This is a genomic window from Burkholderia sp. L27(2015) (assembly GCF_009765705.1).
GTDB lineage: Bacteria > Pseudomonadota > Gammaproteobacteria > Burkholderiales > Burkholderiaceae > LMUX01.
On the sequence record NZ_LMUX01000021.1, the window covers coordinates 964,425 to 979,512 of the forward strand.

Genomic DNA, 15,088 nt, shown 5'->3' on the forward strand with positions numbered 1-15,088 from the left:
CGCTCCCATACATCCCGCATATGGGAAATACATGAACTATGTATTTTACATTTAGCGAGTGCAGCCCTACGATCTGGACCACCGCATCGGAGCATGGTTCATGACCTTCAAGTTATCTCGCATCATCCGGATTCTGAGCGCGACACTTTGCGTGGCGCTTGGCGTGGCTACCTCGATGTCTGCATGGGCGCAACATCGCTACACGCCGAATCTGAAACCGGTTTCCGTCATCTCCGATACGCGGCTGACGATAGCCACGCCTGAGGGCCATGCGCAATTCCCGCTGTACCTGTCGAGCGACTGGAATGTTGCGCAACCGCAGATCGTGCGCGCGGTCATCGTGATTCACGGCAAGCTACGCAATGCCAATGTCTATTTCAACACCGCGCAGAAAGCGCGCGCGGCAGCGGACACCTTGACGGGCACCGATGCCAACGCCACGCTGCTGATCGCCCCGCAGTTCCTGGCCTCGATCGATACCGACGTGCATACGAGCCAGCCGGGCGACCTCTTGCGCTGGAATGACAACGCGTGGATGGGTGGCGAGACGGCTGAAGGCGGCGCGTCCATCAGCTCCTATACGGTGCTCGACGCCATCGTCGCCCGACTGGCCGATCGCCGCCTGTTCCCTAACTTGCAGCACATCGTGTTCGCCGGCCATTCGGGCGGTGCACAGGTGGTGCAACGCTATGCGGTGGCCGCCCGCGGCGTCAAGGAACTCGCCACCGAAGGCATCGACGTGCGCTACGTGGTATCGAGCCCGTCGACGTACGCCTATTTCGATGCGCAACGCCCCGACGCCAACGGCATGCCCGCGCCATTCGACGCGGCACGGTGCACCGACTTCAATGCATGGAAATACGGCATGCAAAGCCGGCCTGCCTATTTGAGCGATCGAACGCCGACGCAGCTTGAACAAGCGTATGTCGAGCGCCAAGTCGACTATCTCGTCGGCGCCAACGACAACGATCCTCAGAATGCCGCGCTCGACAAAAGTTGTCCCGCACAGGCCCAAGGCCCCGAGCGCGTCGCGCGAGCGCAGGGCTACTACCGGTATTTACAAATGCGCCATCCTGCCGGCCTGAACCAATCCTTCCATATCGTGCCAGGCGTGGGTCATAACGGCGCTCGTATGCTGACGTCTCCCTGTGCCCTTGCGGCAATGTTCGGCACGGACACCTGCAAGAACTGAGGTGGGTTGTCATGACGGTGGGTGTCATATGCGTCGATAGCGCCTGCGAAACCTTATAATTGGCGCAGGCACACTCACTACCGTTACCCTCATGACGCTCGACACTCTCGACACGCCCGCGGCGCTGATCGACATACCACGGATGGAAAAGAATATTGCGCTCATGCAAGAACGCATGAACGCGCTCGGCGTGAAATTTCGCCCGCACGTGAAGACCACCAAGTGCCTCGACGTGGTGCGTGCACAAATCGCGGCGGGCGCCAAAGGCATCACCGTTTCGACGTTGAAAGAAGCAGAAGAATTTTTCGCCGCCGGCGTGACCGATATTCTCTACGCCGTAAGCATCGTGCCCGCAAAACTACCGAGAGCAATGGCGCTGCTAAGCCAGGGGTGCGATCTGAAACTGGTGGTAGATAACACGATCGCGGCAACTGCGATTGCGCAATTCAGTCGCGAGCATGAACAGACCTTCGAGGTCTGGATCGAAGTCGATACCGACGGGCATCGATCGGGCATCACGCCGGAACAGGACACGCTGCTGCAGGTCGGCCGTATTCTGCATGACCATGGCGTGCGCGTCGGCGGCGTAATGACCCACGCGGGATCCAGCTATGACCTCGATACGCCGCAAGCCTTGGCCGCGCTGGCCGAGCAGGAACGCGCCGGGTGTGTGCACGCCGCGCAGCGTCTGCGCGCCGCCGGCATTCCCTGCGTGGGGGTCAGCGTCGGTTCGACGCCCACTGCCCTCGCTGTCGAGAAACTCGACGGCGTGACCGAAGTGCGGGCCGGCGTTTACGTCTTTTTCGATCTCGTGATGCACAACGTCGGCGTATGCGCGCTCGGTGACATCGCCTTGAGCGTACTTACCACTGTCATCGGCCACCAAGTCGAAAAGGGCTGGGCGATACTGGACGCGGGCTGGATGGCGATGAGCCGTGATCGCGGCACGTCGAAGCAGGGTCACGATTTTGGATATGGCCAACCGTGCGAGCTCGATGGCACGTTGCTGACCGACTACGTGCTGAGCGCGGCCAACCAGGAACATGGCATCCTCTCGCCACTGCATCCTGCGGTCGCGGGTGAATCGCATGCCGTCGCGACAGATGACCTCGCTGCTGCCGCGGCCGCCAACAACGTGGTCACGCGCTTTCCGATTGGAACGAAGTTGCGCATCTTGCCCAATCATGCCTGCTCAACAGGCGCTCAATTTCCCGAGTATCACGCTCTCTCGGCTCGTGGCGATGTCGCCGTTTGGAGGCGTTTCCACGGTTGGTGAGTCTGATGCCGGCGTGCCAGAATAGGCGGCACGCCGGGTCTAGCCGCCTCTTACCGGGTCTCACATAACTCGTCGTCAGCTCAATCCGACTGCAGCGGCATCTCCAGGAACGCCTTAAGCGCGTGATAGAACTTCTTGCGATACACGCCCATCATCGGATTGTGAGCGATGCCGGCGAGCGCAACGAATTGCTTGTCCTTGTTCGGCAGCCTGGCGAAAAAATCGAGTAGATCGGGCTCGGCTGCGATACCGTCGTACTCGCCTCGGATAATCATCACGGGGCACACGATCTGAGCCGGATCGACCGCTGGAAGATTGACACACATGTCCACATAGGTGCCGGTCGGTACTTCACTCACCAATGGCAACTCGGCCGCGGCGATCGCTTGCGGTACCAGCGCCTCACTCGTGCCAGGTTTGTCACGATTGAACATACCCTCGTAAAACGCCAGATTGACCTTACGGCGGGGGCTAGCCGAGTACTCGGGCAATTTCGTGCGACGCTGCTCCAGGGTCGGCGAACCCGCGCCCGTGTAGACCAACGCCGCCATGCCCAACCGGCTGACCTTTTCCGGGTTTCTCGTCGTGAACAGCGATGCACGCAACGCACCCGACGAAGAGCCGAACATCGACAAGGTGGAAACGCCCGTGGTCTCGAGCACGAAGGGCACTGCCAGTTGCAGATCGTCGGCGCCGGACTGTATGCCTGAGTTCGAGCCTTCGGTCCAGCCGGAGCGGCCGTAGCCGTCGTGGTCCATCGTCCACACGTCGTATCCCAGCGCCGCAAAATGGTCCATCACCGAGTAGTCGTCGCGCCCCGGCACCTGCAGGTCGTATGTGTTGCGACCCGACACGGTCGACCCGTGCACCAGGAACAAAACCGGCAGTGGCGCCTGGCCGGCAACCGGTGGCGTGGCGCGTTTGCGGTACACATAGAGTCGCACCGGACCTTTGTTGACGTAATATTCGGCATTCCAGTTCATATCGCTTCCTTGGTCGTATAGTCGCGCAGCCGCGTAGGCGGTACAGCGTGGTAAATGAGGCTATGAGATCGGGCTATGAGGCAATGGCCCAATCGTGAAGGCATAATGCCTACACGGCGTGGTTTGCATTATCGTCATTCGCCTCGATCGATTGAACCGCTTTTGATGAACAGACAATTCACCAACGTCACTCCCAGCCTGGCAACCCATGCGTGACCTGAATGCATTAGCGACCTTCGTGGCCGTTGTCGACCTGAATAGTTTTTCGCTGGCAGCCGAACGCTGTGGCATTTCGAAAGCGCTCGTCAGCAAGCATATCCAGACGCTCGAAGCGTCCATGGGCGTCAAGCTGTTGAACCGGACCACCCGTAAATTGGGGCTCACGCAAGCCGGCGAGCGGTTTTACGAGCGTTGCGCGCGGGTGATCGCCGACGCCGAGGATGCCGTGCGCGACCTTGAGGACGCCTCGCCCGATGCCCATGGCCTGATACGCGTAAGCACCGCGATGTCCTTCGGGCGGTTGCACTTGTTGCCGGCGATTGCCGACTTCCTGCGTGAACAGGCGTCGATACAAATCGACGTCACGCTGTCGGAACATTTTGTGGACCTGATCTCGGGCGGTGCGGATATTGTGGTGCGCATGGCCGATGAGCCGCGCCTGAGCAACCTCGTGGCGCGCAAACTGGCCCCTGTGCATCACGCGTTGGTGGCCTCCCCCTCGTACCTCGCATCGATCGGCATGCTGGCCTGCCCCGCCGACCTGCTGCGGTGCAATTGCCTGATCTATGCCGGCACCGGCAAGCGGGAATGGCAGTTGAGCGGGCCCGATGGCGAACATCGGATCAAAGTGTCGGGCAATTTTCGCGCGAACAACGGCGATGGGATCGCTGAGGCGGCGCTTGCCGGTTTGGGCGTGGGCATCTTGCCCTCGTTCATCGCGAGCCCTCATCTCGTCGCAGGCCGGTTGATCCACGTGCTACCGCAATATCGGCCGCCCCAGCGCACCTTGTATGCGGTGTTCCTGCCCGATCGACATTTGCCCAAGCGAATCCGGGAATTCGTGCGTTTCCTCAGTGAGCGCTTTGGGCCCGAGGCGTATTGGGACACTGCGCTGCGTGCTGCCGAGCACCAGCACCGATAGCCCGTCGCCGCGCCGACCTAGCCCTTGATCGGATCGACCTCCTGACCGACGGCTTGCAGATCCGGCAGGTCGTCGTCCAGCAAGGTAAACGCATCCGGCAGACCAGGCAGTAATGCGGCTACCCGGGGCACCAGTTCGTCGCGCAGCACGCGACGGAACAGAGTGGATAGCTGCGTCGCCACATTGGAAAATTCGCCCTTGCGGGTGATCAACGTAATGTTGCGGCTCAGCCCGGGCGCCGGGAATGGCAGCGTCTCGACCTGCCGATTGGGCCCCAGCGAATAAACCAACTGCGATGGCGCCACGACCGACCAGCCGTACCCCGCCGCAACCGCCGCGATCAAATCCTGGGGCGATTCGAATGCGAACTTCGACGTGATATCAAGCTGCAGCCGCCGGAAGTGGCGCTCGACGAGTTGGCCGGACTGGATCCGCGAGGTATAGCGGATATATGGCAACTTGCTTGCGATCACGCGCAGATCGGTGCTGCCCGCTGAGGTACCGCGTGGCAGCAGGACGATATATTGTTCGCGCACCAGTTCATGGCGTTCGATGCCTTCTTGCTGATAGAGCGCATCCGACGTCACGGCAATATCGATTTCGCGATTGATCAAATCCTGGATATGACTGCGCGAAACGCCCCGCATGATCGAAAGGGTCTGGACTGCCAGCGTGCCGGCATCGGACGCCGCGGTCAGCGCGGGCACCAGTGAGGCGGCCAATGTAGAGAACATGGCCACGCGCAAGTGCGGCAACAACATGTCGGAAGCTTGGCGCACCTCAGCCCACGTTTCCCTCGCATCCAGCACCAAGCGCCCGCCGCGCTGATACAGCGCGATGCCGGCCGCGGTAAGCACCAGAGGGCGGCTTTGTCGATCGAACAAAGCGGAACCGAACTCCGCTTCAAGCAATTTGATTTGCTGCGAAATCGCCGACTGCGTAACACCGAGCCGACGCGAGGCCGTCGTCATACTCCCGGCGTCTGCAACATTCAGAAAGACATCCAGCAGTTTGAGAATATCGAAGTTGGTTGTCACGCTAGTCCCGTCCCTTGCTGCGAGTCGACAGGATGACGATAGCACGATCTCCACACCTTTCATTAATGGCCGGGCCCGATCTCTCAACCGGCATCTAGCGATGGCGGCAGCTCCGCACGAGCGAGAATAAAGTCGCCTATCGAGCCGATGGCGACCTGCGACGCGGTGGACATCGGGTTCTTCGTAATGAATGTGTGACCTTCGTCCGGGTACTTCTCAAGTGTCACGTCTGCCGATGCGCACGAATATGCCGCGAAGAAGCGCTCTGCCATGTCAGGCGTCAGCACGATATCACGGCCTCCCTGGATGATCAGCAAGGGCGGCAGATGTGTGGCCTCACCTTGCTCCACGATGCGCTGCGGGCTACCTTCGGCCATCGCCGCCACGTCCGGCCAATAGGCATGATGGCTCTGGATGTGAACGTCCATCGCGCGTTCGAGCGCATAGCGATATCGCGCCAGCGGGTCCGATACGGGCCAGCACGCCACCAGATACGCCAGGCTCGCATTGACGCTGTCATCAGTTACATTGTCCACCTCGTCGTCGACCCCGCAGTCACGCTCGTCGCCACCGCCCTCGTCAACCCGGCCTTCAATCCGAGCATGAGCCCCGACTCTGTCGCAACCCGCTTGCAATTCCTCGACTGAATAGCGGGGGTCTTCGGGTAGCAACGCATTCAACAACAATTGATGGCCGCCGCTCGACGTGCCGATCCCACCTATTGCCGCGACGGCTACCTGGTAGTGCGCGGCGTGACGCTTGAACCAACGAATCGCAAGATTGATATCGCCCACAGGTAGCGGATAGCGTGCGGCCGGCGGCAACCGAAAGTCGATCGCCATCACGACGATACCTCGCTGTGCCAGCGCGCGGTCCAGCGCCTGATTGGTATATCGTGTCTCGGCACACCAGCGTCCACCGTGCACCGACACTACGCCCGGGAACGGACCGGGCCCCTCAGGACGATAGATGGTGGCAGCCAGCGGTATCCTGTCCGCGACGTGGTACGTCAGATCTTCGGTGGTAACGGCAAACGCTGTGCGTCGAATACTCATGGCAGGCCTAAAGAATCGCTTCCGCCTCGCGGATGCTGTTCAACAGCGAAGCGCGCAACATGAACTGGCGCGCCAGTTCCGGTTCCGACGCAGCGCGCCGTAGCTCGTCCTGGTTCTTGCGGCGCACAGCCGGGTCCTTCTCGGCGAGGATGCGTTTATTGCGCACTGTCTGGGCCTGAGTATGTTGAATGGCAATCTGGCGACGCTGTCGTTCATAGCGATCGAGTACGCTTTCGTCTGCCTCGTTTCGCGACAGCGCAATCAATTTATCCGCAAGATTGAACGCATCGTGGATGCCGCTGTTCATTCCCATCCCGCCGATCGGGCTGTTCACATGCGCGGCATCCCCTACGAGTATTGCGTTGCCAACCCGGAACTTGGCGGCTACACGCTGGTGCACCGTATATAAATTCGAGCCATGGATGTCGAACGGCACGCCGATGGGCAAAAACGCCTGCATACGCGCTTGCAACGCGGGCATCTTCACCAATTCCTCCGGATCCTCGTCCGGCAGCGTGGGAAAATGCACTCGCCAACGCGCTGGTGGACCGGCCCAATGAAACAGATTCGACCATTCGTCGGGGTCGGAAATATAGTTTCGATCGGCGTAACCATGCTTCTTGAAATCGTAGGCGACCTCGATGTTCAAGGTCCGGTCGGGATAGGTGAAGCCTTCGAACTCGATGCCCAGTTGCCGTCGCACCACGCTGCGCGCGCCTTCGGCACTGACGATGTAGCGGCCTTCGATGCGCTCGACAGCGCCGTCCTGATGAGTAATGCTGGCGACTACGCCGTGCGCGGTTTGCTCGAAGCTGTCGAACTGCGTACCCATACGCAAGTCGCATAACGGGTCCTCGACGACCATCTTCATCGCTTCCTCGACGATCTTGATGCGCTCGCATTGCAATACGTAAGGAAACGGCGTGTCGTCTTTCAGGTGTATATGGTCAAACTCGGCAATCAGCTCGGGCCCTTTAGGTCCCTTACGTTCCCAATAGTGAAAGACGGGGGCGATCAGTCCTCTCGGTTCGATTTTTTTGTATAGCCCAATGCGATCGAACATTTCCAGCGTAGGCGGATGATTCGTGCCCGCGCGCGGCACCTGGTCAAGAAAATTCTCCGGCGTCATGCTCTCGATCAAGGTGACTGGCAGCCCCGCTTGTGTCAGCGCCAGCGTCAAACAAAGACCCACGGGACCCGCGCCGATCACGATAACCGGTTTGTTCCTGCTTATCACGTCGCTCACGAGTTACTCCTTGACGCCAGGTTCTTTGACCGCACCCGCCCATCCCGAGTGGGTCATGTCGAAGACGATGCCGTTCGGGTCGCGATACTTCGTTTCATAATAAGAATTAGGCGAATCCGGTCGACCCGACAGATACGTCGCGCCTGCTGCTTGAACCTGCTTTTCCGCTTCATCGAGGTTGTCGACCCACATGCCGAAGTGGAACAAGCCGACCTTTTCTTTTTCAAGGTTGACGCGCAGCAAAGCGACATTCATCGTGCCATCGCTCATATAAATACCGCGACGTGCGGTACCGGAACGGGTCATGCCGAAGGCTTGTTCGAAGAATACCGCCGAGGCTTCCGGATCGGGAACGAGGATCGCGAGGTGGCGAAGTTTAGACGACATAGTGTCTCCAGTTAAATTGCTCAAGTGGCTAGTGGCGTGTGGCAAGTAGCGCGGGGCGTTTGACCCGCAGCACCATCGTCACGAACTTCTCATTACACCCGAACGAGGGTGTTTCGAGGGGATCTTTAAAAAGACTTACCGATACCATTAGTTTTACTAATTATGTAATATTGATGCATCATTCAAAAAATCGCATTTCCCTAGAATTTCTGCACCATACCGACGGTAAAGCCGGTCTGATTTGACTGTCCAGTTGGGTTGAGCGCCGTTATGCCCACGCCTCGGAAGGTCGTGTAATCGACCTCGCCATACAAGTCGGTGCGCTTGGATAGCGAATAAGTCAGACCGGCCGCAGACATGTTTTTCCCGTATCCACCAGTGTTCGGATTGTTGATGTTGGTGCGGTAGTTGGCGATTTGGAGTCGAAGCTGATAGTTGATTTCGTAGCTTATGCCGCCCCAGATATTTTGGCTTTTGATAGCTTGGAACGTACTGGCGCCCTTCTGATCTTCATCCGAATAACCGACGAATACCTTCACGGGACCGATCGCGTATGAGGTACCCGCAAGGTAGTAATTGTCTGCCGTATAGGTGGTACCGATCGCGAGCAAATTGCGATACCCGTACGCGCCCCCGACGCTGAACGGGCCGGTCGAATAACGCAGACCCAAGCTACGCGAAGCACCTTGAGCGAAATCTCCCGGAGTCCCCGCTATCGCGTTGTCCGCCACGACAGACAAACCGTTGAATAGCCCCGTATATTTGATGTCGTTGCTTACGCGCGTCCCATCAGAAAAGGCCGACAAGGGTAGAAACGGCGTGTAGGTCAGGCTGAACGGGTCATAGTAGTAGAGCACGTCATGAGCAACGGTCCATTGACGCCCCACGTCGACATAACCGTAGGCGCCACCGATCCCAACGTATGCCTGCCGCTGGAACAATTGGTTGGTGGTGTTATCCAGTGCCCCCGTGCCCAGATTGAAACCCGTCTCGAGCAAAAAGTGCGTATATAGACCCCCGCCAAGATCTTCAGTGCCGGCGAAGTCTATCCGGTTGTTGTTGTGGTAGCCGTTCGAACTCATGTTGATCTGCTCGCCGCCTTTTGCGGTGGCATGGTTTAGAAAGCGTACCCCGCCATCAAGCGCACCATACAACTCCACGCTGCTTTGCCCATGCGATTGAATAGAATATAAACTTAGTATTACAGAAGAAATGGCTATTTTTTTTAGCATGCTCTCTCGCTTGAGTATTTCGTGCAATTGAAAATTAGGTCGATTGGATCTGGCGATGCCTGGTTTCAACGTATAGCGCGCTCTGCCCTGCCCAGGTCGCGTTCGATTGTCACATCTAGTGGGCCATGATCCCGAGCATCGGCCAATAGAAAATCACGCTGAGCGCAAGCAGGAGAAATTCCACCAACGTCAGGATGGCCCCCATCTTGAACAGATCGATGGGGCGGAAGTAGCCATAGCTGTAGCCAAGGACCAGCACGGCAGATTGGTACGCGAACAGTTTGCCGCCGGAAGAAAACGACCAGATCATCCCTACCCAGGCCGGATTGAGCGCATGCGTTTTGCTGAACTCCATCAGGATAGGCATCGAGGTAGCAAGCATCGAAACCTCGCTGGCGGTGGCGAAGTGGTAAAGAAAGCCACCCCAGTAAAGCGTGCTCACGGCCGAAACGTTGCTGGTCAGTAGTGGCGTGATCGCACCCATGAATCCGTCGGTTAGGGCGGCCAGAGCGCCTGTTACTTTCAATACCTCACCCATGCCCAGGGCGGCGCCCACGAAGAAAAGCGGCAATAGATTGACCTGTCGGAAGTCTTTTTCGTCGAGCACGTCGATGTAGGGCAGCAGCGCGAACAGGCCGATCGCGAGCGCGACGATAGACGCCGACACATGGTGCAAGGAATCGGTCATCCAGAGCACCAATGCGAGTGCGCTCAACACCGCCGATTTGATCGCCATTGGCGTCCACGGCGTCTTGACGCGAAAGTGACTGCGAAATTCCTCTTCCCGACCGGCTAAGCTGGCAGCCTCGGGCGGAAATAGCTTCAGCGTGAGCCACCACGAAGCAAGTATCGTCAGAATCGACACCGGCAGGAAAGCCGCAAACCATATGCCCCAGGAAACGTCGACGTGTCCCGCTTTGGAAATAATCGCACGGGCAATAATGGACGCCGTGCCGGCGATGATCATCTTGTTGAAAATGCTGGTGGTATAGGTAATGACCAGAAACATGCCGCGCCCGATGTTCGAACCCCGTTCGACATTGAACAGCTTCATCAGGCCCATGGCGATCAGCGCCATGATGACGATGCAGGCCGCGCCCGATGGCACGATAAAGGTCAACAGAAAATCAATGATGATCAGTCCGAGCAGCAGCCGCGAATAAGTTACACCGACGTGCGATATGACCCAATTAGCGATTCGTTGCGGCAGGCCCGATTTGGAAACCATCGCACCGAGCAGCATCGCGCCCAGATAGAACCACGAGGCGTCGTTGACGAATCCACTGAAGATGACGGCGGGCTTGGCTACGTTGAACAGCCAGAACAGCATCAGCCCTATCAGGCCCGCCGCGGCGTATTCCATCACTTCGGTAATCCAGGCCATGATCATGAACGCCGAGATGGCCATCGCCACCGTAGCGGCATGCGAGTACGGCAGCGGCGCAAGCATGACGGCGAGTGGCGCCCCCAGGCACAACAGGACCTTGAGCAACCGGAGCCTCGCAGGCCATTTCTGCGTCAAGCGTGCGGGGCTCGCCGCCACTGGCGGCGAAGACGCCGAACTACTGGCCCCTTTATATACGTTTGCCTCATTCACGGACATGACATCTCCTGATCCCTCGATTTCCGCCAAAAATGACCTGCCGGCCGGCGCGCCTTCGTTGGATGGACATTAACAAGCCGAAAATAAAAAAAAAGTCTTTCCCGTGCTCATTACAAAAACTAATACTAGCCATTACCGATCTCGGGGCCGGTCCGGTCGGGTCGCTGCGGAGAAGCCGGGATATTGGAATAGCGTGTCGACACGGCTTATTTTTTCTATCTACATAGCATTACTTATTAATATAAGTAGAGAACGTAGAACGATTGATCGGCGTGGCGTCAGCCTTTCGACTCAGGCGCAACCGGGGGACCCAGTCTTGCGGCCATATTCACCAAGTCGGCAAGAGACCCCGCCTGCATCTTTCGCATCACCTGACCGCGATGCGCCTTCACCGTGATCTCGCTAATGCCGAGCTCGCCACCGACCTGTTTATTCAACAAGCCGGAGACGACCAAGGCCATGACTTCCCGTTCGCGGGGGGTGAGTGACGCATAGTTATCGCGCAGCACCTGCCTCTGCGCCTCGTGATCCAGGGCAGTGTGACTGCGTTCAATGGCGTGCCGGATCGCGTCCAACAGCACGTCGTCGCCGAACGGCTTCGTCAAGAACTCGACCGCTCCCGCCTTCATCGCCTGGACCGTCATCGGCACGTCGCCGTAACCGGTAATGAAAATGATCGGCATATCGATCCGATCAACGGCAATGCGTTTCTGCAGATCGAGGCCGTTGAGGTCCGGAAGATTCACGTCCAGTATCAGGCAGCTGGGTGCAAGGACTTGCTGGTAAGGCGGCTGCAGGTGGGATAGGAATTCTTGTGCGGAGGCGAATAGCTCCGGTTGCCAGCCTGCGCAGCGGATCAGCAGTTCCAGCGATTCGCGTACCGAGACGTCATCGTCGACAACGAACACGATGGGTGTAGTGCGCGATACTGCCAACGACCCCGATGCACAGTCAGAGGTATGCGTATATCGCCTGGGGTAAGAAATCATGGCGTATTCCTCAGCTCGCCCGCAGCGCAGTGCCGAGCGCTTCCAGCAAAGCCGCCTCGCTGAAGGGTTTGAACAGGCACTCCACGGCACCGAGTCTGATCAGGTGCGGACGCACGGTCACATCCCCGTGAGCGGTGATGAAAACAATCGGAATCGGTTGCTGGCGCAGCGTCAACTCCCGTTGCAGATCGGGTCCGGACATGCCCGGCATGGCGATGTCGAGGATCAAGCATTGGGTCTGGTCCACGTAATCGGATGCGAGAAACTCCTCCGCCGACGAGAACGCCTGCACCGCAAAGCCACACTCCCTCAGCAAGTCGGGTAGCGACTCGCGAACGGACTCGTCGTCATCAACCACCGAAACGAGCGAAGGGATGACCATCACGGATTCCTTATGACGTGCTGCTTCTGCGTATCGGTCACCCCGGTCACCCCGGTCGCCGCGAACGCCCGAATCGCGTCAAGACTGTGAGCGACCGATACGCCCTCGGGTCCGCAAGGAATGGAAAACGAAAACGCAGCGCCCGGACCTTCATTCGGCGCGGCCCATAGACGGCCATGATGACTCTCGATAATGGAGCGGCTCACGGATAGTCCGATTCCCATACCGCTGCTCTTGGTCGTGTAGAACGCTTCAAAGAGCTTATCCACACCTTGAGGTTCAACACCCACCCCCGCATCTTGTACGGTCAGGCGCACGCGATCACTGGCGTCTCGTTCGGTTCTGATCACCAATTGTCTCGGACGATCGTTGACTTCGCTCATCGCATCCGAGGCATTCAGCAGCAGGTTCAGGATGACCTGTTGAAGCTGCACACGATCGCCTGTGGCGGGAGGCAGATCGTCGGCCAGTTCCGGCCGCACGATGACCCCGCTGCGCTGAAGTTCTTTGCGCGACAGCGCAATCACCTCTCGCGCAGCCTCATTGAGATCGACCAATTCGGACGTGGCGCCCTTCTTGCTGAAGAGCGCGCGCAATCGCGTGATCACATCGGAGGCACGGTTGCCATCGCGTATCGTGCGCCGCGCAGTTTCGCGCGCGCCGTCGACGTTGGGCGGATCGGCGGCCAGCATCCGCAAGCAGGTGCTGGCGTTGGTGATGATGCCCGAGAGCGGCTGGTTGACCTCGTGCGCAATCGACGCCGTCAATGCGCCGAGGCTTGTCACCCTGGCCATGTACGCGAGCTCGGATTGGACGCGGCCCAATGCCTCTTCCGAAAGTCGGCGTTGCGTCACATCGTGAACCGCACCGATGTACTCCAGTTGACCATCCTGGTCCCGGGTTCCGTGAGCGACCGTATGCAGGTACTTGACCGAGCCGTTGGGCATCAGCAGCCGGTGCTCGTACTCGAAGTCCTTGCCCGCTCGCGCCCGTTCGATCATGTCACGCATCGACAGGACGTCTTCGGGATGATGGCGTGAACCGATCAGCTCCAGCGTCACGCGCGAATCCGGGTCTAGCTCGAAGATGCGATAAACCTGCTCCGACCAAGTGATTTCGTCTGTCGCCACATCGGTCGCCAGCCGCCACGAAAAACTGCCGGTCGAGCTGATGCGCTGAGCCTCCACGAGAAAGGCTTCACTGCGCCTAAGCGCTGCTTGACCTTGCGTACGCTCGATCGCAATGCTCGCGATGTGTGTGAATTGGTTGATCAGGGCTTGGTCCTTCGCCGTGGGTGTTCTGGGTTCGGCGTAGTAGATCGCGAACGCGCCCAACACCTTGCCGGCCGCGGACGAGATCGGCGTCGACCAGCACGAGCGCAACCCGTGCGCCAAGGCCATGGGGCACCACCTGGCTGCAGCCCAACGTGTCTCGGAGGCGATATCGATCGTAATCACTTGCCGGTTCAGGTAGGCCGCCGTCGCACAGGGCCCCGAATCGGTGCTGACAGGCCGGCCGTTAATGGCGTCGATGAAGCTGGCGGGAAGGCTGGGTGCGACACCGTGTTCGAGACGCGTCCCGCTGGGGTCGACCAGCATGACGCTGCAGTAGCAACCGGTGGCCGTGCTTTCGACAAGCTCACAGAGCGTTTCGAGTATGCCCGGCATCGAATAACCGTCCGCAACCATTTCCAGCAAGCGCTTTTCACCCGCGAGCAACGCTTCGGCCCGCTTGCGCTCGTCGACGTCGGTTTGCAAGAGGCACCACTGGACGATGCGCCCTCGCGCATCTCGCAACGGAAAGTGGCATAAGTGAAGCCAGCGGTAGACCCCATCAGCGCGGCGGCGGCGCGCGTCGATTTCGTACGGTTGGCCGCTTTTGAGCGCCGCCTTCCTCGCCGCAAGCACGCCGGGGCGGTCATCGGGATGACAGCTGTGGACAGCTCCGAGCGCTTTGAGCTCCTCGAGCGGTGCACCGAAATATTCCAGGTAGTGGCGGTTTGCATGATCGAGTGTCAGATCCGCCGTCGAAAGCGCAACGAGGGTCGGAAGACCATCCACGATCAAGCGAAAGCGGCGCTCGGTCTCGCGCAGGGCTTCCTCGGACCGCTTTCGGTCTTCGATATCCATGTTCATTCCGCACCATTTGACAATCCGTCCCGACGCATCGGCAAACGGACAAGTACGGATGAGAAACCAGCGATAGTCGCCATCGAAGCGCCGCAAGCGCGCTTCCGTCTCACCGGCCTCGCCGGCCGCCAGCATGGATCGCCAGCGTTCGAGCAGTCCGGGCAGGTCGTCGGGGTGAATCGCAGCTTGCCATCCCGTGCCATAGGCGTCGTCAGCGGCGAGGCCGGTGTATTCGTACCAGCGTCGATTGAAAAAATCGATGCTGAAGTCGATACCGAAGTCGAGCTGTCCCTCAGGCAGCGCAGTCCATACCAATCCGGGCAGCGCATCGATCACGCGGGTGAGTTCGCTCTGCATTCCGATCCTCCCCAGACAGGCGCCACCTCACGAGGATGCGCCATTACATGGGCGAGCACCTATCGTACTTTGGTGTCGG

General features: G+C 59.1%; 13 protein-coding genes. 3 read left to right on the plus strand and 10 right to left on the minus strand.

Translation table 11 applies throughout. The features are described 5' to 3' along the window. Window positions 1–100 precede the first annotated feature (100 nt). Both GSQ77_RS22695 and GSQ77_RS22700 read left to right on the plus strand, forming a co-directional pair. The gene (locus tag GSQ77_RS22695; protein WP_158905062.1) at window positions 101–1,192 is read left to right on the plus strand and encodes an alpha/beta hydrolase; all 1,092 of its coding nucleotides are present in this window, start codon (window positions 101–103) and stop codon (window positions 1,190–1,192) included. Between the two features lie 91 nt (window positions 1,193–1,283). Then, the gene (locus GSQ77_RS22700) at window positions 1,284–2,468 is read left to right on the plus strand and encodes a DSD1 family PLP-dependent enzyme (RefSeq protein WP_158905064.1); all 1,185 of its coding nucleotides are present in this window, start codon (window positions 1,284–1,286) and stop codon (window positions 2,466–2,468) included. An 80-nt stretch (window positions 2,469–2,548) separates the two neighbouring features. Here GSQ77_RS22700 and GSQ77_RS22705 read toward each other — a convergent pair whose 3' ends face one another. Beyond that, the gene (locus GSQ77_RS22705; protein ID WP_158905066.1) at window positions 2,549–3,451 is read right to left on the minus strand and encodes an alpha/beta hydrolase; all 903 of its coding nucleotides are present in this window, start codon (window positions 3,449–3,451) and stop codon (window positions 2,549–2,551) included. A 208-nt stretch (window positions 3,452–3,659) separates the two neighbouring features. On the opposite strand from GSQ77_RS22705, the gene GSQ77_RS22710 reads away from it, so the two are divergent. Then, a complete protein-coding gene (locus tag GSQ77_RS22710) occupies window positions 3,660–4,592 on the plus strand; it encodes a LysR family transcriptional regulator (RefSeq protein ID WP_158905068.1) in 933 nt (310 codons plus the stop codon). A gap of 17 nt (window positions 4,593–4,609) precedes the next feature. Here the strand turns inward: GSQ77_RS22710 and GSQ77_RS22715 are convergent, their stop codons facing one another. The 9 genes from GSQ77_RS22715 to GSQ77_RS22755 form a co-directional block, all read right to left on the minus strand. Next, window positions 4,610–5,629, minus strand: a complete 1,020-nt coding sequence (locus GSQ77_RS22715; protein ID WP_158905070.1) for a LysR family transcriptional regulator — start codon at window positions 5,627–5,629, stop codon at window positions 4,610–4,612. 83 nt (window positions 5,630–5,712) lie between these two features. Then, window positions 5,713–6,684 carry an alpha/beta hydrolase gene (locus GSQ77_RS22720; protein WP_158905072.1) on the minus strand — a complete coding sequence of 324 codons (972 nt, stop codon included), beginning with the start codon at window positions 6,682–6,684 and terminating at the stop codon, window positions 5,713–5,715. 7 nt (window positions 6,685–6,691) lie between these two features. Beyond that, window positions 6,692–7,930 (minus strand): NAD(P)/FAD-dependent oxidoreductase, encoded by a 1,239-nt coding sequence (locus GSQ77_RS22725; RefSeq protein WP_158905074.1) that lies wholly within the window; start codon window positions 7,928–7,930, stop codon window positions 6,692–6,694. Between the two features lie 3 nt (window positions 7,931–7,933). Then, the gene (locus GSQ77_RS22730) at window positions 7,934–8,317 is read right to left on the minus strand and encodes a VOC family protein (RefSeq protein ID WP_158905076.1); all 384 of its coding nucleotides are present in this window, start codon (window positions 8,315–8,317) and stop codon (window positions 7,934–7,936) included. A gap of 200 nt (window positions 8,318–8,517) precedes the next feature. Continuing rightward, window positions 8,518–9,549 carry a porin gene (locus GSQ77_RS22735; protein WP_301951180.1) on the minus strand — a complete coding sequence of 344 codons (1,032 nt, stop codon included), beginning with the start codon at window positions 9,547–9,549 and terminating at the stop codon, window positions 8,518–8,520. A gap of 115 nt (window positions 9,550–9,664) precedes the next feature. Then, window positions 9,665–11,152, minus strand: a complete 1,488-nt coding sequence (locus GSQ77_RS22740; RefSeq protein WP_158905080.1) for an SLC13 family permease — start codon at window positions 11,150–11,152, stop codon at window positions 9,665–9,667. Between the two features lie 278 nt (window positions 11,153–11,430). Next, on the minus strand, window positions 11,431–12,141 hold the full coding sequence (locus tag GSQ77_RS22745) for a response regulator transcription factor (RefSeq protein ID WP_158905082.1): 711 nt from the start codon (window positions 12,139–12,141) through the stop codon (window positions 11,431–11,433). Between the two features lie 10 nt (window positions 12,142–12,151). Beyond that, window positions 12,152–12,523 carry a response regulator transcription factor gene (locus GSQ77_RS22750; protein ID WP_158905084.1) on the minus strand — a complete coding sequence of 124 codons (372 nt, stop codon included), beginning with the start codon at window positions 12,521–12,523 and terminating at the stop codon, window positions 12,152–12,154. After that, window positions 12,523–15,009, minus strand: coding sequence for a PAS domain-containing protein (locus tag GSQ77_RS22755; RefSeq protein ID WP_158905086.1), 2,487 nt, complete (start codon window positions 15,007–15,009; stop codon window positions 12,523–12,525). Before GSQ77_RS22755 ends, GSQ77_RS22750 begins: the two co-directional genes overlap by 1 nt. Between the last annotated feature and the right edge of the window lie 79 nt (window positions 15,010–15,088).

Coding starts and splice junctions, on each gene's coding strand:
- GSQ77_RS22695 (WP_158905062.1), top strand. CDS start 101: ATGACCTTCAAGTTATCTCGCATCATCCGGATTCTGAGCGCGACACTT.
- GSQ77_RS22700 (WP_158905064.1), top strand. CDS start 1,284: ATGACGCTCGACACTCTCGACACGCCCGCGGCGCTGATCGACATACCA.
- GSQ77_RS22705 (WP_158905066.1), bottom strand. CDS start 3,451: ATGAACTGGAATGCCGAATATTACGTCAACAAAGGTCCGGTGCGACTC.
- GSQ77_RS22710 (WP_158905068.1), top strand. CDS start 3,660: ATGCGTGACCTGAATGCATTAGCGACCTTCGTGGCCGTTGTCGACCTG.
- GSQ77_RS22720 (WP_158905072.1), bottom strand. CDS start 6,684: ATGAGTATTCGACGCACAGCGTTTGCCGTTACCACCGAAGATCTGACG.
- GSQ77_RS22730 (WP_158905076.1), bottom strand. CDS start 8,317: ATGTCGTCTAAACTTCGCCACCTCGCGATCCTCGTTCCCGATCCGGAA.
- GSQ77_RS22735 (WP_301951180.1), bottom strand. CDS start 9,549: ATGCTAAAAAAAATAGCCATTTCTTCTGTAATACTAAGTTTATATTCT.
- GSQ77_RS22740 (WP_158905080.1), bottom strand. CDS start 11,152: ATGTCCGTGAATGAGGCAAACGTATATAAAGGGGCCAGTAGTTCGGCG.
- GSQ77_RS22745 (WP_158905082.1), bottom strand. CDS start 12,141: ATGATTTCTTACCCCAGGCGATATACGCATACCTCTGACTGTGCATCG.
- GSQ77_RS22750 (WP_158905084.1), bottom strand. CDS start 12,523: ATGGTCATCCCTTCGCTCGTTTCGGTGGTTGATGACGACGAGTCCGTT.
- GSQ77_RS22755 (WP_158905086.1), bottom strand. CDS start 15,009: ATGCAGAGCGAACTCACCCGCGTGATCGATGCGCTGCCCGGATTGGTA.